The following is an 18,072-nucleotide window of genomic DNA, read 5'->3' on the forward strand; positions in this document are numbered from 1 at the left end:
CCTGGTTAATTAAGCAACAGGTTTTCAAGCGTGCGCCGATAAATGTTCTTTAACGGCTCCAGGGCGGCAAGGTCGATATGTTCGTTAATTTGATGGATGCTGGCATTAATGGGGCCAAACTCCACCACTTGCGGGCAAATTTTTGCAATAAAACGGCCGTCTGAGGTACCACCCGTGGTGGACAGTTCGGCTTTTACCCCGGTTTCATCTTTAATGGCCTGGCATAACGCTTGGCTTAAGGCGCCTGTTTCAGTTAAGAAGGGTTCGCCGCTAAGCGTCCAGAGTAGGTCGTATTCGATATGATGGCGGTCGAGTATGGCATGTACCCGCTGTTTCAGTGATTCCGGCGTGCTTTCGGTGGAAAACCGGAAGTTGAACATGATTTCAGCCGCGCCGGGCACGACATTGGTGGCGCCGGTGCCGGAATGCAAATTGGAAATTTGAAATGTTGTGGGTGGGAAATATTCGTTGCCGGTGTCCCATTCTTCTTGTGTGAGCTCCTGCAAAGCTGGGGCCAGAACGTGAATCGGGTTAATGGCCAGATGCGGATACGCGACATGGCCTTGTTTTCCTTTAACCGTTAAATGGCCGGATAACGAGCCGCGCCGCCCGTTTTTAACCGTATCGCCCAATGTTTTGGATGACGTGGGCTCGCCCACAATACAGAAATCAAATTTTTCATTACGCGCCGACAAGGCTTGGCACACTTTCACCGTGCCATTTACAGACGGACCTTCTTCGTCCGATGTAATAAGCATGGCGATTGACCCCTTATGATCGGGGTGTTGGGTAACGAATTCTTCAGCAGCAATGGTAAAGGCGGCAATGGAACTTTTCATGTCGGCCGCGCCGCGCCCGTATAGAAAGCCGTTTTTTTCCGTGGGTTCGAAAGGGTCGGTATCCCATTGCTCAAGCGGGCCGGTGGGTACTACGTCGGTATGGCCGGCAAACACGACACACGGAGCCTGAGTGCCTTTGCGCAACCAGAGGTTAGTGACTTCTTCAAACACCAGCGTTTCGCCTTTGAATCCCACGCCGGCAAGGCGTTCCGACAGCATGGGCTGGCAGCCCGCATCGTCGGGCGTAACCGACGGGCGGGCGATGAGTGCTTTGGTGAACTCCAGCACAGAAGACATTAGGCCCTCAATAGTTCGTTAATGCTGGTTTTGGCGCGCGTTTGTGCATCAACACGCTTCACAATTACCGCGCAGGCCAGGCTGTGTGAGCCATCGGCTGCAGGCAAGGTGCCGGGCACCACAACGGAGCCTGATGGAACACGACCGTATACGACTTCACCTGTAGTGCGGTCGTAGATTTTGGTGCTTTGTGACAGGAACACGCCCATGGCCAGCACCGAGTTTTCTTCCACAATGACGCCTTCCACGACTTCCGAGCGGGCGCCAATAAAGCAATTGTCTTCAATAATGGTGGGATTGGCCTGCAGTGGCTCCAGTACGCCGCCAATACCCACGCCACCCGACAAGTGAACGTTTTTGCCGATTTGAGCGCAAGATCCGACGGTGGCCCAGGTGTCGACCATGCTGCCTTCATCGACATAGGCGCCGATATTGACATAAGAAGGCATCAGCACCACATTCTTTCCAATGAAGGAGCCTTTGCGCGCAACGGCCGGTGGTACGACGCGGAATCCGCCTTTGGCGAAATCGGCTTCGGTGTAGTCGGCAAATTTCAGACCCACTTTGTCGTAGTACTGAACCGGTGCCTGACCAACAATATGGTTGTTTTCAAGGCGAAATGACAGTAGCACGGCTTTTTTAACCCACTGGTGCACAACCCAGTCGCCGTTTTGCTTTTCAGCGACGCGCAATGTGCCCTGATCGAGCTTGGCCAGGGTATCTGCAACGGCTTCGCGCACGGCTGCACCGGCAGTGGTGGGGCTGATATCGGCGCGGTTTTCCCAAGCCTGTTCAATGGTGTTTTGTAAATCGTGACTCATGATAGTTTTTTAGGTTAAAGGTTAGAAGTTGAAAACGATGACTTGATTGTAGTTGACTCTGTCTGGCCTGTTGGGTCTGGTGAGTCGCTTCGTTATTGCTACGCCCGTTGCTTTAAAAAGGCGGCGATGCGATAGGCGGCTTCTATGCACTGTTCCTTACCCGCTACCAGTGCCATTCGCACGCGGTTATGGCCTGGGTTTATGCCGTGTGCCTCGCGGGCCAGAAAGCTGCCTGGCAAAACGGTTACGCCTGTTTGGGTATGCAGGTCTAGCGCAAATTCAGTGTCAGAGTAGGGTGTGGCGGCCCATAGGTAAAAACCAGCTTGCGGCTTTTCAACATTTAGCACCGGTTGCAGGATCGGCAGGACAGCATCGAATTTTTCGCGATACAGGCGTCGGTTCTCGGCAACATGCTGTTCGTCATTCCAGGCGGCGATACTGGCTTTCGACACCACCGCGCTCATGGCGCTGCCATGGTAAGTTCGATACAAAAGAAAGGCTTTCATGATGTCGGCATCGCCGGCCACAAAGCCCGACCGTAACCCGGGCACATTAGACCGCTTCGACAGGCTGGAAAAACAGACCAGGTTCTTGTATGTGTCACGCCCCAGTTGTCGCGCGGCTTGTAGGCCGCCCAATGGCTTGTCAGCTTCATTAAAGTAAATTTCGGAATAGCACTCGTCGGCTGCAATGACAAAGTTGAATTCATCACTGAGAGCGAACAAAGTGCGCCATTCGTCCAGTGTCATCACGTTGCCGGCCGGGTTGCCGGGCGAACAGACAAACACCAACCGCGTGCGCTGCCATACATCGCGCGGGACGGCTTGCCAGTCATAACCAAATTGGCGTTCAGCTTCGGCGTTAATGTAGTATGGCTGCGCACCGGCCAGAATGGCGGCACCTTCATAGATTTGGTAGAAGGGGTTTGGGCAAACAACATAAGCGTTGGCCATTGGGTCGATGACCGCCTGGGTAAACGAAAACAGCGCCTCGCGCGACCCCAGTGCCGGCAGGATTTGCGTATCGGGGTTTGGGGCTGGAATGTCGTATCGCCGCGCAATCCATTGGGCAATCGTTTCCCGTAGCGCTACGTCGCCTTTGGTGGGCGGATACGCCGCAAGCCCATCCAAAGAAGCACTGAGCACTTCCTTGATGAAAGGCGGCGTATCGTGCTTGGGTTCACCAATTGATAGGCTGATCGGGTTGGAATGAGGCGCGGCGGTATTTTGCGCTAATAGCTGTCGAAGTTTTTCGAACGGATAAGGATGCAGGTTGCCAAGAAGCGGGTTCATTATGTTGTATGCGCTGGTTGCGTGTAGCCGGCCATTTTAACAAGCCCCAAAAACTTGTTTATATTGCGTTCTGGTTTTACTGAGGCAGGTTTCTACTGTTATACTATCTGGCTTCCCATACATGCGAACGTGGCGGAATTGGTAGACGCACCAGATTTAGGTTCTGGCGCCGAGAGGTGTGAGAGTTCGAGTCTCTCCGTTCGCACCATCTATTCTTGGCTTGTAGGTCACCGACAAGGCCGTTCGGCCGGACTTAATGTTTCAGATATTTTGACTGATACCATTTCAAGGGCAGGTAGCCAAACGCAATAACAATCATGCTTCCGATGATGGTGTCCAATAATCGTTGAATCGCGTAATTTATATCGGCGCTGCCAGGTAGAATGATGTTAATCAACATCAAGATTAATGGTGTCAGAAAAACGGCCTGCAGGGCATACGAGTATTTCATTGCCCAAGGTAATATGCCGGCCAATACGGCCATAATCAGAACAAAAGCATAACTTTTGGGAATGACGATTAAGATCAACACGCCGAGGATAACGCCCAGTAATGTTCCGGTTATCCGTTGGCGAGCCCGTTTATGAATTGGGCCCAGGTCAGGTTTCATGATGAGTCCTACGGCGAGTGGAATCCAGAACCAATGTGGATTATCATCAACCCAGTGAATGCCATAGGCGATGCCCAGGCATACTGCTAAGGCGCCGCTCTGCGCATATTGAAAACCTGATGGTTTTACAAAATTAAACTCTACTGATTTGCTTTTGGGGCTTTGATCTGCAGCCTTCGACGTTTTATATTTGTTTTTCGACTGGAGCGTGTTGTATTTGCAGATCACAATTTCAATGCTTAATACAAGCGCGTAAAGTGCCATACCCGCAAGGTACAGAAAAACGGGCATCCAAAAGTTATTGATCGAAGGGACCCCCAAGGCAATAGAGGCCAACAATAAAAATTGCAGCATTGCAATTGATAAGGTATGGCTAACGCCGCTAAGGAGTTGGGCTACCGCTCCCGACAGCATCATCATTACAACAACAATGCTCCATGGCAATATATGCAAGTACCCAGCCAGGTATCCCAATGAGCCGATCAATGCAGAAATAAGCATGGCCCGGTATACGTCACGGTAACGCCCTGATATTTCCCCGGTGATCATCATCAGACATCCCATGGCAACCCACATCCCTGCCATGATGTTGTCTAGCATGAGCCCACCCATAAAAGGCAGAAAGATACTGATCGCAGCCCGAATGGCCCGGCCCCATGGCCAATTTATCGACATGTGCATTCCCTGTTTTTTCTTGAGAAGTTTAACTGTCCGACCTTAGCTTGACTTAACTGTGTGGTGGCGGGTGGTTTTAATATGTGCCGGACTCAGTCCAGACGGACTGGAGGCTTAACCCGTGAATTAATCAAGTCAACCAGCCAAAGTAAGCCGCCACGCCAAAAGCCGTGCAATCTGGCTTGGTGTGTGCGATAGAGTGCCATGTGGCTGAATGACGCAAGGCGCCCACGTATGAATCCGCCCCGAAACAGCCGGAACTTGCCCAGGGAGCCGTAGGCATCGTAGTCTCCAATCGAAACAAGGGCGCCAAAATCGCGATACCTGAAAGGGGGAACGGGTTTGTTTTCGAGTAAAGCAGGTAGATGTCGAACCAGATAGCGGGCTTGTTGATGCGCTACCTGGGCCGTTGGTGGTAAGGGATGCTCGCGGCCGGGTAGGACTAGGCTCGCGCAATCGCCTACCGCAAATATAGATGGGTCCCGAACTGTTTGCAAAGTGGGGTTGATCACCAGTGTGTTGTTGGGTTTGGTATCGAGCCCTTCTAGGTGGGCAAGGAATTCGGGCGCTTTCACGCCTGCAGCCCAAACCCGCACTGTGGCCGGTAAGAAGTCCGCATTACTCAATTCGAACCCATCTTCGCGTGCCGAACTCACTCGCGTGTCCAGCAGCACCTCGATACCTAATTTCCGTAATCGTTGAGTGGCTAGCGCAGAGACACGTTTTGGAAATGCGCCAAGAATCCTGTCCGTTGCTTCAATGAGCGTAATTCGAACCCGTTCACGCAGCCCAGGGGCGCCATAGGCCTGAGTTTCATCTGCCAACTGCATCAGTTCAGCAGCAAGCTCTACACCCGTTGCACCCGCCCCAACGATACTGATTCGCAAATCACGATTCCGGCCGATACTCTCGAAAATATGGTTTCGAATTGATTCGTTGAACGAAAGCGCCTGGCGTCGAGAGTCGATCATCACGCAATGCTCGTGTACGCCGCAAATACCAAAATCATTTGCGGTACTTCCGACGGCGAATATCAACACGTCGTAACGCACGCGTCTGGCGGGAACCAACTCATGGCCGTCGTTGGCCAATATCGGGGCAAGCAATATTTCGCGCTTGACGCGATCAAGTCCGCACATTTCACCTGGCTCATATTTGAACCCCGCAGCACGCGCTTGGGCGGCAAACGGAGTCTGCTGTTGGCCTACGTCTCGGGTGCCTGCAGCAATAGTGTGAAGCATCGGCTTCCAGACATGGGCGGTATCACAATCTATTAATGAAATATGGTAACGAGCGAGGCCGTGGCGCTGTTTGCGTGCAAGCTGTGTTGCCATTTCAATGCCGGCAACACCACCACCTACAATAACAATATGAGGTGAGGCAGGAAAAAATTCTTGCATATCAGACCCCCCTTGGTTCGGTGATCTCTACTTGAAATATAGAGTGGGTAAGTCACTGGGACTGAACGATGGCGTACCCGAACAACGTATCATGAGCGAGAATATATGATTGTTTTGTCTTACATCATGCGTGCATGCTGATTCCACAAGATCCAGATCGTTCCGCCGACGATAATCAAAACGATAAGCGACGTGAACAGGATCAACAGCAGGTCGTCGCGGTGTGAGCGGCCGTCTACATGCAAAAAATACCGAATCTGTGCAGCGCACTGAACCAGTGCGAGGATGCCGAGCAAAATTAATGCAGCCGGGCCGGTTAGCAATTTGAACCAGACCACTGAAAAAGAGGCGACGGTTAAAACGAAGGCGAGCACAAGACCCTTAACGTAGTCGCGCTGTTCTGCACTTTCCTCGTGATGCCCGGTTGAAGAAACACCCTGTTTCATAAAACGACCCCGTATAAATAAACAAAGGTGAAAATGCCGATCCAGATGATGTCGAGCATGTGCCAGAAAAGCGCTAGCCGCATCAGCCTCAGTTTGACCGGACCAACTGGGCCCAATGTGGCAAGCTGAACAGCAAGAACAATAAGCCAAATGATGGCAACCGAAACGTGCAGCGCGTGTGTGCCGGTAAGAAGATAATAAGCAGAGAGAAAACCGCTGGTTTGCGGGGCGGCGCCATGTTCCGCTAACAGTATGCGATAGTCGTTTAATTCAAGGCCAACGAATAAGGCACCCAGCAGCCCGGTAAGCGTAAGCCAGAGCGCTAGTCGTCTTTGATTTTTCCGGTATTTGAGCTCGAGTATGGCCAGCCCGAAGGTAAAGCTGGAGGCAAGCAGTACCATTGTTTCAAGAAAGACCGGGCTCAGGTCAAAAATGTCCTTCGGGCTCGGGCCTTGCGCAACGCCTTGTATGCTCATTGCTGCATAAGTGGCGAACAGGACCGAAAACAGGACCAGATCACTCATCAAAAAGATCCAAAAACCGAAGATCTTCTCTTCGGCCTCCTCGTGGCTTTCCGGGTCGGTTGGCCCCAGATTAACACCGGGATGGAGACGTTGATAAAGCTTCATGTCGTGGCCTCAGTCATGTTGCCTTTCATATTCTGCGCAAATCTATTTTCATGTCGTTCCGGTACTGCTTTGCCTTGGTTGGCTGAACTGGTTTCATCATCACGCGTGACACCGGGAGCGTTGCGAACGGCTTCGAGGAAAGCCTCGTTTTGAGCGCGGACCACGTCGGCAGGGATGGTTTCTTCAGTATCAAGATTGAATGAGCTGACAATGACGACCGCCCAAACCATGACAAACCCGATAATAGCCAGCCACCAAATGTGCCAGATCAGGCCGAACGCACTAGCGCAGGCAAAAAGACCGATCAGCGGGGCTATGGCAGAGTTACGTGGCACATGAATGTCTTCATATTTGGCCGGCGCTTGGTACGCGGTGCCGTTGCATTTGGCGGCATCGAACGCGTCTTGAGAAAACACCGTTGGCACGACCGCGAAGTTCCAGCTCGGCGCGGGAGCGGGAATAGACCACTCTAGCGAACGGCCGTCCCAGGGATCGCCCAGCGGCACGGCCAGCTCTTTGCGGCGCTTCACGGAAACAACCACTTGGGCAATGAGCAGCGCAGTACCGGCCAAAATCATTGCGGCGCCCAACATGGCAATGGCAAACCAGATGTGATAGGCGGGGTCGGCCCATGTTGCCGTGCGGCGTGTTGCCCCCATCATGCCGATCCAGTACAACGGGAAGAAAGCCAACACGAAGCCGGGCGCGAGGAACCAGAACGCCTTGCGGCCCAGCCCTTCATGCAGGCGAAAGCCGAACGCCTTTGGAAACCAGAACTGCACGGCGGCAAACATGCCGAACAGAACGCCGGGAATGATCACGTTGTGGAAATGGGCTACCAGGAACAGCGAATTGTGGACCTGAAAGTCGATTGTGGGGTTGGCCAGCAAGATGCCCGTAGAGCCACCCAGCACGAACATGAACAGGAAATTGATGTGGAACAGCATGGGTACGGTAAAACGGATGCGGCCACGGTACATGGTTAGCATCCAGTCGTAGATTTTCACCCCTGTAGGAATGCCGATGAGCATGGTGGCAATGCCGAACGCAGCGTTCACGCCGGCGCTTTGGCCCATAGTGAAAAAATGGTGTAGCCAGACGCAGAATGAAAAGACGGCAATGCACATGGTTGCGCACACCAGCGAGGTATAACCGTAGATACGTTTGCCGGAAAACGTTGAAACTACCTCAGACCAAACGCCGAAGGCGGGGAGCACAAGAATGTACACTTCAGGATGACCGAACAGCCAAAAAAGATTGGCGAAATTCATCATGTTGCCGCCGTCGCCATTGGTGAAGAAATGGAAATCGGCGTAGCGGTCGAGTGCAAGCATTAAGCTGGCCGCCGTTAACGGCGCCATGGCGAAAATCATCAGGATGGATGTGCAGAGCGTCGTCCAGGTGAACATCGGCATGCGGAAAAGGTTCATGCCCGGGCAGCGCTTCTTGTAGATGGTAACGGCGAAGTTAATGCCTGTTAGCGTGGAGCCTATAGAGCCTAGCGTGACGGCCCATATCCAATAATCGACCCCTTCTCCGGGGCTGAATTCGATGCCGGTGTAGGGCGGGTAGGCTGTCCAGCCACCGGTTGAGAATTTGCCCACGACCAGCGAAATCATCACCAGTATGGCGCCGGCCACCGTCAGCATGAGCGAAATAGCGTTAAGCCGGGGGAAACTGACGTCGCGTGCGCCGATTTGCAGTGGCATCACGTAGTTCATCAGACCCGTAATAAAGGGCATGGCCACGAAGAAAATCATGATCGTGCCATGCGTGGTGAAGAGCTGGCCAAAATGGTCGGCCGAAAGGTAACCCGCGCCATCGTAGGCGGCCAATTGTTGCGAACGCATCACGGCGGCTTCGATGACCGCGCGCAAGAACATGACAATGGCCAGTACGATGTACATGATGCCGACCTTCTTGTGATCGACGCTGGTGAGCCAATCTGTCCAGAGCGGTCGCCACCACTTCATGACGGCGAGCAATATGAATAAGGCGATGCCCCCAAGTACCACAACGCTGCCCGCGCCCGAGGCAACGAATTCGCTTGCGGACGGGTTTTCTATGGCACCGGAAAAAACCAGGGAGTCCCAAGTGAGTCGCCCAAATATTGTTTCCCAGGTCATTTGTTCACCTTCGCCACTTCTTGATGGCCGTGTTGTTTGTGCATGTCGGCAGTCATGTTGAGCCGTTCGGGCGCAAAGCTGGTAATGATTTTGTTGAAGAGTTCCGGGTCGAATGAGGAGTAGAGCATGGGTTCCCTGACAATGGAGGGTTTAAGCAGCGTTTCGTACCCTTGCCAGTTAAGCTGCTTGGGGGCGTTGCGCATTTTTTCGGCCCAGGCAGTGAACGCGTCGTGTGCCATAACTTCAGTGCGGAACGATTGCGCGGCAAACCCGGTGCCGTTGTATTGCATGTTGCGACCCAGGTACGTGCCTGGCTCGTCGGCGATAAGGTTCAGTTTTGTTGTCATGCCTGCCATTGTGTATATCTGCCCGGCCAGGCGAGGGACCATGAACGATTGCATGACAGTGCCGCTGGTTAGCGTAAGCGTGACCGGGCGTTTTTCGGGCAAAGCTAGGAAGTTGACCGTGGCGATACCTTGTTCCGGGTAAAGGAAAAGGAATTTCCAGTCGAGCGATACGACCTGAATTTGAAGTGGGTCCTCACCTAGCGGCGTATAAGGGTCGTATTTGTGAGTGTCTTTCCATAAGGCGGTGGCCAGCAGGATAATGATTACGACGGGCAAACCCCAGATGAACAGTTCGACCCCCCAATTGAACTCCCAATCGGGTTTGTAGGCGCCACGTGCTCCGCGACGGTAGCGTATCAGAATAATAGGAATTGCAATAAAGATCGGAATGATCACGAGTGCGGCCATGATCAAGCTGATTGTTCCGAAGTGTGATAGCTGGGCTGCAGCTACGGGGCCCGCGGGATCCATAAAGCCTTGCGATGTTGCTACGGCGCCGGACTTTGCGGCTTCCTGAGCCAGCGAGGTGGCAAAGGTACCTGGGAGAATCAGTAGCGCGACCAGAGCGCAAAAAATGGAGGAAATGCGTTTATAGAATAAGCGGACGCCACTGACATGATTCAACATAATTCCTCCCTTAACCAAAGGATACAAGACTTATATGAAGAGAGGCAATGCTTTGGCGTAATTGTTGTGCTGAGCAGTTCAGCTTGTTATTTAGGTTGTGAACGCAACCGAGAAAAGTCGGATTGTTTTTATTTGGCCGCGCCGGCGAGCAGCAAATAATACCTCACCAGTTCATTTCGAAAATGAATGCCCAATCTGTCGAATGCCCGGTTTCTATATGTTTTGACTGTAGGTAGCTTTAAACCCAAGTCTGTCGCAATGCCCTCATAGCTCATCCCCAATACGGTTCGGGCCACAACATCGAGCTCTCGTTCTGTCAGGTCTGGGCGACGCGCCTGGAATGTGAGGCGAACGGCGTCCACTGACATGGCATTGGTTAAGTGCGATTGCTGTGAAAGAGCCAGGTGGCGTCGAACGGCGGCCAGCAGGGCCGGCGCTAAAGCTTCAAACGCGGCGAGTTCGTGATCGCTGTATAAACGTTGATCGTTATAACGATAAAAGTTCAGGGCGAAAATTTCACTTTGCGACTCAGCCTCAACAACCGACAGGCGTTCGCTCATGTCGAACTGCCGGTAGACTTTGTCGCGGTGCAGGGGTGTGGGAATTTCCTCCGCCGTTAAGTGGGTTATGGCAGGGCTGGTAATTCCAGTGCTGTCGAGAATGAAGCTGTTGTCGGCCAGGTGAGGACCGGAGAGATACGCACGCCAGCTATCGGCAGTGGTGTCTTTGCGTTGGTAGGTGCTTGACAAGAACATGCGAGGTTGCGATCCGCCCACCCGGTAAACCGACCAACACCCTACCGGCATGACGCGGTTTACCTGCTGCAAGACTTGGTGGGAGAAGTTCTCCACACCAATGCCGGTGACAATTTTTGCAACGGTGTCTTGTATTAGCGCGGCATCTGAGGCCGCGCCCTCGAGTCTCCATGCACGCATTTTGTACCTCGTGTTTTGTCGAATACGTGTCATCTTTTCGGATGACAGTGTTTTCTTTCTTATTTGCCTAGTATAAGGCAGGCCGCAGATCAATTGTTAAACACTGGGGCAGCTTAAAAATAAACCAAAAGGAGACACGTAATGCGTTTTCAATTTATCCGGAAGGCGTCATTTTGGCGTCAAACAGTGATGGCCGGCGCGACGACGCTGGCTGTTGCTGCAAATACTGCCGCTTCAGCTGAAGTGACAGTAGGTGTGATCCTTTCCCTCACCGGGCCGGCCGCTTCGTTGGGTCAGCCGGCAGAAAATACAGTTAAGCTCTGGCCGAAAGAAATTGGTGGCGAACCCGCTCGCGTCATTATCATGAATGATGGCAGTGATCCAACCGAAGCCGGGAGATTGGCATCGAAGTTGATTTCCGAAGAAAAGGTGGATGTGCTGGTTGGGTCGTCAATTACGCCACCATCCATTGCGATCATGGAGGTAGCTGGTCGCAATAAAACACCGCTGGTATCGCTGGGGGGCGGTAACGCCATTATTGAGCCTCAGGAGGGGTCTCGAACCTGGGCATTCAAGATTCCCGCGCCCGAAGCGTTGTCGGTTCAACGTGTAATTAAAGATATGAAAGCCCGTGATATCAAGCGCGTGGGAGTCATCGCGGTAACCACGGGTTATGGCGAGGGGTTTTTGAAGGCATTTCAGGATCAGGCAAAAGAAGCGGGTATCGAGATTCCTGTTACCGCCCGAATTGGCGCCCAGGATATTTCGGCCACTACCCAAGCGCTTCAAGTGATGGCAGCCAAACCCGACGCGGTTTATATCTTCAGTTTTGGTACGCCCGGCGCTACGCCTCAGTTAGAGCTGGTCAAACGTGGTTACAAGGGCACGATTTATCAAACTCACGGCGTCGCGAATGCCGATTATTTACGTATCGGTGGAAAAGCGGTTGAGGGAACGCGTTTGGCGGTTGCGCCGGTACTTGTCGCCGAGCAACTACCGGAGGATCACCCAACCAAGAAGGCCGGCGTTGAGTATGTGACCAAGTACGAAAGTGAATACGGTGACGGTTCCCGTTCTTTATTTGGTTCGACGGCATGGACGGCCTACAGCATGCTGAATGCCGCTATTCCTGTTGCAATGGAGAGTGCAAAGCCTGGCACGCCCGAATTTCGCCAGGCATTGCGTGATGCACTGGAAAACATGGAAGAGGTCGTGAGCCCTGAGGGTGTTTTCAACATGAGTCCGGAAAATCATAATGGGTTGGATGAGCGTGGCCAAGTGATGGTCAGCGTTGAAAACGGCAAATGGAAACTGGAGCAGTAAAAGCCATGAGTAGTGTGATGTCTGTTTCCCGTGCCGAGATTGCCGGCCTGAGCGACATAGTGACGATGGAACGTGAACCGTATGAGAAGGCGGTTCCGTTTCATTCAACGGCTGCCTTGCTCGACTATGCGGTGTCAAGCTACGGCGCCACCACAGCGGTGCATTTCCAGGAAGATGCGGACCCTGACGGGGCTTATATGACCTGGACATTTGACGCGTTTCAACGTCAGTGCATTCGTGCCGCCCATCTTTTTCGTTCTCTTGGTGTGCAACGCGAGGAGCCGGTTGCATTGCTGGTGCCTCACATTCCTTCGGCGTTATTTGCGTTGTGGGGGGCACAAATGGCCGGTTGCGCTTTCCCGATCAATTACCTTTTGGGTGCCGAACATATTGCCCAACTGCTGCGTAAAACGAGCGCGCGTGTGGTGGTGACCCTGGCTCCATGTGAGTCGCTGTCGATTAACGCGCAGGCGCATCGTGCAGCCGAATTGGCCGGCTGCGTCGAACATGTGTTGGAAATCGATCCGAATGAACGTAATCCGCAGGATGCATCATTTCAGAGGCGGCTGCTGGAATATCCTGAAGAGGGCGGTTTTCAGAATGAGTTGAATCCGGATAGCACCGCTGCGCTTTTTCATACCGGGGGGACGACCGGATTACCAAAAATTTTGCGGCATAGCCATCGCAACGAGGTGCATACCAGTTGGTTTGGCGCATGTTATTACGCTATGCAGCCAGGTGACCGTATTTTAAATGGGTTCCCGCTGTTTCACGTTGCCGGAACGTTTGTGTATGGGCTAGCACCTTTGGCCGCGGGCGCTACGTTGTTTTTGCCAACGCTAACCGGCTTGCGCAATCAGGATTTCATCAAGAACGCCTGGCGTTTTGCCGACAAACACGAAATTACCCATTTTGGTTGCGTGCCGACTGTGTTGTCCGCCTTGCTGGGTGTACCCAGGTTACCAGGGCAGGCGAAAGCGATACGCTGGGCTTTAACCGGTGGTTCGCCTTTGCCCAGCGAGTTGGCGCAAAAGTTTGAATCGCAATGTGATGTTGCCGTGCGTAATATCTTCGGAATGACGGAATGCGCGGGTATTGTTTCGATTGAACCGTGCCTTGCGCCGCGTCATCCGGGCTCAGTCGGCGTACGCCTGCCTTACTCCGAAGTGGTGGCGGTGCCGCTTGAAACGGCTTCGCAATCGCGTTTAACGGCATTTTGCCCGCCGGGGGAAACGGGTATCATTGCCATAAGAGGGCCGCACGTTAGCACAGGGTATCTCGATCCCACCCAGGCCGAGGGTACCTTTACTGACGACAACTGGTTGCTTTCCGGCGATTTGGGGCATGTGGATAAGGATGGTTATATTTATCTTACCGGGCGCAGTAAGGATTTAATCATCCGCAGCGGCCATAATATCGACCCAGGCCTTATCGAGGAGGCGTTTCTAAAGCTTTCTGATGTGAGTACATGCGCCGCGGTGGGTGAGCCTGATGCCTACGCAGGCGAGTTACCGGTTGTATTCGTTACGTTAAAAGAGGGCGCCGCATCGAGCCCTGCTGCTTTACTGGAACAGGCCACACCCTATGTGCCCGAGCGGCCGGCTGTACCCAAGCGGGTCATGATTCTTGAAACGATGCCAACCACGCCAATCGGGAAAATTTACAAACCCACCTTGCGTGCGCTGGCGGCCGAGACAAAAATCAGGGATATCATTCAGGCGTTGAGTTTGCCTGATACCGTAAGTGTGCAGTGTTCCGCTCAGGCACGCGGCGTGGTGGCCACAGTTAATATTCCTGCGTCACTTGATGATAATCAGTTTGCCAATCTTAAACAAACATTGGGTACCTTGCCTTTGCAGGTTGATTTTCTTCGGGGGTAGGGTGTCGTTTACTTTGGATGATGATGACCCCTGTTTTACTGACTGATGTTGCGGATGGTGTGCTAACCATTACGTTAAACCGACCTGACGCGCATAATGCGCTTAGTCCTGAGTTATTGTGTCGTCTGGTTGACACGCTCGACGCGTTCGAAGCAAACGCTGATTTGCAGGTTGCGATCTTAACCGGGGTCGGAACACAGGCGTTCTGCTCTGGGGGAGACCTGGGCAAGACACTGCCGCTGTTCAGCGGCGCGCGGTTGCCGGCCGATAGTTGGGACCAGCGTTTGCTCGACGATCCCCGGGTGCGATCCGTTGCGCCGCTGCGCAACGAGCCGCTTAGTAAACCGGTCATTGCCGCAGTCAATGGTGTTTGTGTGGCCGCCGGGGCTGAGATCTTGCTGGGAACCGATATTAGAATTGCAACGCCCCAGGCGATGTTCGGATGGCCCGAGGTCAAGCATGGGTTGATTCCTTTTGCAGGGACACTGGCTCGCTTGCCGCGCCAGGTTTCCTGGTGTCAGGCAATGCACATGCTCCTTACCGGTGAAATGATTAATGCCGAAACAGCTTTACAGCTGGGGCTGATTAACGAAGTGGTTGAGCCGGAACAATTATTAGAACGCGCTGGAAAAGTTGCGGCCCGTATCGCCGCCAATGGTCCATTGGCGGTTAAGGAAATTAAGCGGGTTGCGCGTTCTGCAATGGATGAGCCGTTGTCTGTCGGTTATGCCTTGGAAGATGACAGCTATAAAACGATAATGGCCAGCGCGGATGCCCAGGAGGGGCCACGTGCATTTATGGAAAAGCGCAAACCGGTTTTCCGCGGCCGATAATTTCTCGGGAAAAAAATGATTGATTTGCAAGGAAAAGTGGCCGTCGTGACGGGAAGCGGCCAAGGCTTGGGCTTGTCGGCCGCTCAGGGGTTGGCAAAGGCGGGCGCGGCGGTGGTCGTGAACGATATCGACGCCGATCGTGCCCAGGCAGCGGTAGATTCGATAGTGGCTGCGGGGGGGCGGGCAACTGCGCAAGTGGCCGCTATTGGCAGTAGCGAGGCGGCCGATCAGTGTGTTGAGCGTGCTGTTTCAGCTTTTGGGCGTTTGGATATCATGGTGACCAATGCCGGCATATTGCGCGACAAGGTCTTATGGAATATGAGTGACGATGATTTTGATCAGGTCATCGAGACGCACTTGCGCGGGACGTTTACCTGCGCTCGCGCAGCGGTACGTCATTTTCGTAGCCAAAATGACGGCGGCCGGTTGATTCTGGTTTCGTCTTTGGCGGGCCAAAAAGGTAATTTTGGCCAGGGCAATTATTCGGCTGCCAAAGCAGGCATCGTAGGGTTCACACGCACATGGGCCATGGAGTGTGCACGTATGAACGTAACGGTGAATGCCGTGTTGCCGATGGCGTTAACTCAAATGGTGGCCTCCATACCAGGAATGGAAGCGCATGTGGCCGCCGCCCAGCGCGGTGAATCTTTACCGCCCGAGGTTCGTATGGGCATGGGTATGGGGTTGCCGCAAGAGGTGGCCCCTTTGTTTGTGTTTCTGGCGTCAGCGCAGGCGCAGCACATAACCGGCCAGTGCATTGGCCTGGGGGGCGACAAACTGGCATTGTGGTCGCGCCCTGAGGAAGTCAAGGTGGCTTATCAACAGGGCGGGTGGCAGGCCGACGATATTGCTGAGGTGTGGGGCAGCGTGTTTGGCGCGTCTTAGACGCAAATAAGCACTCGCCTGTAACGTCGTAAACTTTCCGGTAAAATGGTCTGTTCCATTTGATTATTTGTCTTTCAATTTTTAAATCTTTTATATAGGTTCCTAATGCAGCCCGTGGTTGAAAATCTCTCAGGCCTTGAGCGTCGTGTTGATGTGGTCGTTTCGGTGGCAGATATCGAAAAAGAAGTCCAATCGCAGCTCAAGCGCGTTGCACGTACCGCCAAAATTCAAGGCTTTCGCCCAGGCAAAGCGCCGCTGTCCATCATTGAACGTAACCATGGACCCGGCATTCGCTACGACGTTATCAACACTGAAGTGGGTAAAGCGTTCGAGAAGGTCATTGAAGAGGCTAACCTGCGTATTGCCGGCACACCGAACCTGGAACCCAAAACAGAGGGCGTAGAAGAGGGCACCATGGCTTTCTCCGCCACGTTCGAGGTTTATCCGGAAATTACCGTTCCCGATCTTGCCGCGTTGAAGGTGACACGCTCGGAATCGGAAGTCGGTGAAACCGAAATGAATCGTACACTTGATATCCTGCGTAAGCAGCGTGCGAACTACGAAGCGCGTGACGGTCGTGAAGCACAAGACGACGATCGCGTAACGCTCGATTTCGTCGGCACAATCGATGGCGAGCCCTTTGAGGGCGGGTCGGCTGAAAAGTTTCCTTTTGTATTGGGCCAGGGCCGCATGTTGCCCGAGTTCGAAACGGCCGTGCGCGGCCTGAAAGCCGGTGACACCAACACCTTCCCGCTGACCTTTCCTGAAGATTACCAAGGCAAGGAAGTGGCAGGTAAAACGGCAGAATTCAAAATCACCATTACGGAAGTGGCCGAACCTATTTTGCCGGAAGTCGATGCCGAGTTTGCAAAGCAATTGGGTCAGCCCGATGGCGACGTCGACAAGCTCATGACCGATATCCGCTCCAACATCGAGCGTGAAGTGAAGGCGCGTGCGCGTTCCCGCACGAAAGCCAGCGTGTTTGACTCCCTGCTTGAAGCCGGTCAATTCGACGTGCCCAAAGCGCTTGTCGATAGCGACGCCGAAAACCGGGTTGCCGCCGCTCGCGAAGACTTGAAACAGCGTGGTGTACCTAACGCCGAATCCATTCCAATTCCCAAAGAGGCATTCGCGGCAGAGTCCGAGCGTCGTGTACGCCTTGGTTTGTTGGTTTCGAAATTGGTTGAAACGGCCGAGTTGCAGGCTAAACCTGAACAGGTTCGCGCCCGCATTGAAGAAATGGCCCAGAATTACGAGCAGCCTGCTCAGGTTGTAACCTACTATTTGTCAGATCGTCAGCGTCGTGCTGAAATCGAGGCGGTGGTACTGGAAGACAACGTGGTTGACCACGTTTTGTCCAAGGCTCAGGTTACCGACGAAAAAGTGGATTTTGACGAATTAATGGGGACTGCATAAATGCAGCGATTTACGGATTTCTATGCCGCCATGCATGGCGACAACTCAGTTACGCCCACTGGTCTAGGCTATGTCCCGATTGTGGTTGAACAATCGGGCCGTGGCGAGCGGTCTTACGATATTTACTCTCGCTTGCTACGCGAGCGCGTAATTTTCTTCGTTGGCCCGGTTAACGACCAGTCGGCCAACCTGGTTGTGGCGCAACTGCTGTTTCTTGAGTCCGAAAACCCAGGCAAGGATATTTCCTTGTACATTAATTCGCCCGGTGGCTCGGTATATGCGGGCATGGCCATTTACGATACGATGCAGTTCGTCAAACCTGATGTATCCACGTTATGCACGGGTTTGGCTGCGAGCATGGGTGCGTTTTTGTTGGCTGCCGGCGCCAAGGGCAAGCGTTATGCGCTGCCTAATTCGCGAATCATGATTCATCAGCCATCAGGTGGGGCGCAGGGTCAGGCATCCGACATTCAAATTCAAGCCAAGGAAATTCTTAGCTTGCGTGAGCGTCTGAACAATATTTTGGCGGAAAATACGGGTCAACCTGTTGAGCGTATCGCCCAGGATACTGAGCGAGACAACTTTATGTCGGCAGAAGACGCAGCGTCTTACGGCCTAATCGATAAGGTTCTGGTTTCCCGTACCGACGAATAAACGTCAACATCTGGTGGTACCATAGGTATTACCACAA

General features: G+C 53.2%; 16 protein-coding genes and 1 tRNA gene. 7 read left to right on the forward strand and 10 right to left on the reverse strand.

What is annotated here, in order from left to right:
• Positions 1 to 5: 5 nt before the first annotated feature.
• The 3 genes from dapE to dapC form a co-directional block, all read right to left on the reverse strand.
• On the reverse strand, positions 6 to 1,136 hold the full coding sequence (gene dapE, locus G9Q38_RS09845) for a succinyl-diaminopimelate desuccinylase (RefSeq protein WP_166130453.1): 1,131 nt from the start codon (positions 1,134 to 1,136) through the stop codon (positions 6 to 8).
• A complete protein-coding gene (dapD, locus tag G9Q38_RS09850) occupies positions 1,136 to 1,957 on the reverse strand; it encodes a 2,3,4,5-tetrahydropyridine-2,6-dicarboxylate N-succinyltransferase (protein ID WP_166130456.1) in 822 nt (273 codons plus the stop codon). The genes dapE and dapD overlap by 1 nt, the downstream gene beginning before the upstream one ends.
• Positions 1,958 to 2,055: 98 nt before the next feature.
• On the reverse strand, positions 2,056 to 3,249 hold the full coding sequence (gene dapC, locus G9Q38_RS09855; RefSeq protein ID WP_166130458.1) for a succinyldiaminopimelate transaminase: 1,194 nt from the start codon (positions 3,247 to 3,249) through the stop codon (positions 2,056 to 2,058).
• A gap of 123 nt (positions 3,250 to 3,372) precedes the next feature.
• On the opposite strand from dapC, the gene G9Q38_RS09860 reads away from it, so the two are divergent.
• Positions 3,373 to 3,457 (forward strand) — tRNA-Leu (locus G9Q38_RS09860).
• A 45-nt stretch (positions 3,458 to 3,502) separates the two neighbouring features.
• Here the strand turns inward: G9Q38_RS09860 and G9Q38_RS09865 are convergent.
• The 7 genes from G9Q38_RS09865 to G9Q38_RS09895 form a co-directional block, all read right to left on the reverse strand.
• Positions 3,503 to 4,459: an FUSC family protein gene (locus tag G9Q38_RS09865; RefSeq protein WP_166130461.1), complete on the reverse strand. Its 957-nt coding sequence runs from the start codon at positions 4,457 to 4,459 to the stop codon at positions 3,503 to 3,505.
• Between the two features lie 167 nt (positions 4,460 to 4,626).
• Positions 4,627 to 5,934, reverse strand: a complete 1,308-nt coding sequence (locus G9Q38_RS09870) for an NAD(P)/FAD-dependent oxidoreductase (protein WP_166130463.1) — start codon at positions 5,932 to 5,934, stop codon at positions 4,627 to 4,629.
• 119 nt (positions 5,935 to 6,053) lie between these two features.
• Positions 6,054 to 6,380: a cytochrome o ubiquinol oxidase subunit IV gene (gene cyoD, locus G9Q38_RS09875; protein ID WP_166130466.1), complete on the reverse strand. Its 327-nt coding sequence runs from the start codon at positions 6,378 to 6,380 to the stop codon at positions 6,054 to 6,056.
• Positions 6,377 to 7,009 carry a cytochrome c oxidase subunit 3 gene (locus G9Q38_RS09880; RefSeq protein ID WP_166130468.1) on the reverse strand — a complete coding sequence of 211 codons (633 nt, stop codon included), beginning with the start codon at positions 7,007 to 7,009 and terminating at the stop codon, positions 6,377 to 6,379. The genes cyoD and G9Q38_RS09880 overlap by 4 nt, the downstream gene beginning before the upstream one ends.
• On the reverse strand, positions 7,006 to 9,120 hold the full coding sequence (locus tag G9Q38_RS09885) for a cbb3-type cytochrome c oxidase subunit I (protein ID WP_370523890.1): 2,115 nt from the start codon (positions 9,118 to 9,120) through the stop codon (positions 7,006 to 7,008). The genes G9Q38_RS09880 and G9Q38_RS09885 overlap by 4 nt, the downstream gene beginning before the upstream one ends.
• A gap of 11 nt (positions 9,121 to 9,131) precedes the next feature.
• Positions 9,132 to 10,109, reverse strand: a complete 978-nt coding sequence (locus tag G9Q38_RS09890) for a COX aromatic rich motif-containing protein (protein WP_205962282.1) — start codon at positions 10,107 to 10,109, stop codon at positions 9,132 to 9,134.
• Between the two features lie 128 nt (positions 10,110 to 10,237).
• Complete coding sequence (locus G9Q38_RS09895) at positions 10,238 to 11,044, reverse strand: helix-turn-helix transcriptional regulator (protein WP_166130474.1); 807 nt, start codon at positions 11,042 to 11,044, stop codon at positions 10,238 to 10,240.
• Positions 11,045 to 11,185: 141 nt separating this feature from the next.
• On the opposite strand from G9Q38_RS09895, the gene G9Q38_RS09900 reads away from it, so the two are divergent.
• From G9Q38_RS09900 to clpP, 6 genes are all read left to right on the forward strand, one after another.
• Entirely contained in the window at positions 11,186 to 12,367 is a 1,182-nt protein-coding gene (locus tag G9Q38_RS09900; protein ID WP_228276109.1) for an ABC transporter substrate-binding protein, read from the forward strand.
• Complete coding sequence (locus G9Q38_RS09905) at positions 12,349 to 14,247, forward strand: AMP-binding protein (RefSeq protein ID WP_228276110.1); 1,899 nt, start codon at positions 12,349 to 12,351, stop codon at positions 14,245 to 14,247. The genes G9Q38_RS09900 and G9Q38_RS09905 overlap by 19 nt, the downstream gene beginning before the upstream one ends.
• A 17-nt stretch (positions 14,248 to 14,264) precedes the next feature.
• Positions 14,265 to 15,080, forward strand: a complete 816-nt coding sequence (locus G9Q38_RS09910) for an enoyl-CoA hydratase/isomerase family protein (RefSeq protein ID WP_228276111.1) — start codon at positions 14,265 to 14,267, stop codon at positions 15,078 to 15,080.
• Between the two features lie 15 nt (positions 15,081 to 15,095).
• Entirely contained in the window at positions 15,096 to 15,965 is an 870-nt protein-coding gene (locus G9Q38_RS09915) for an SDR family NAD(P)-dependent oxidoreductase (RefSeq protein WP_166130477.1), read from the forward strand.
• 105 nt (positions 15,966 to 16,070) lie between these two features.
• Positions 16,071 to 17,381: a trigger factor gene (gene tig / locus G9Q38_RS09920; RefSeq protein ID WP_166130479.1), complete on the forward strand. Its 1,311-nt coding sequence runs from the start codon at positions 16,071 to 16,073 to the stop codon at positions 17,379 to 17,381.
• Complete coding sequence (clpP, locus tag G9Q38_RS09925) at positions 17,382 to 18,035, forward strand: ATP-dependent Clp endopeptidase proteolytic subunit ClpP (protein ID WP_114420665.1); 654 nt, start codon at positions 17,382 to 17,384, stop codon at positions 18,033 to 18,035.
• Positions 18,036 to 18,072: the final 37 nt, after the last annotated feature.

It is taken from the genome of Pusillimonas sp. DMV24BSW_D (assembly GCF_011388195.1).
Taxonomy (GTDB): domain Bacteria; phylum Pseudomonadota; class Gammaproteobacteria; order Burkholderiales; family Burkholderiaceae_B; genus Neopusillimonas; species Neopusillimonas aestuarii.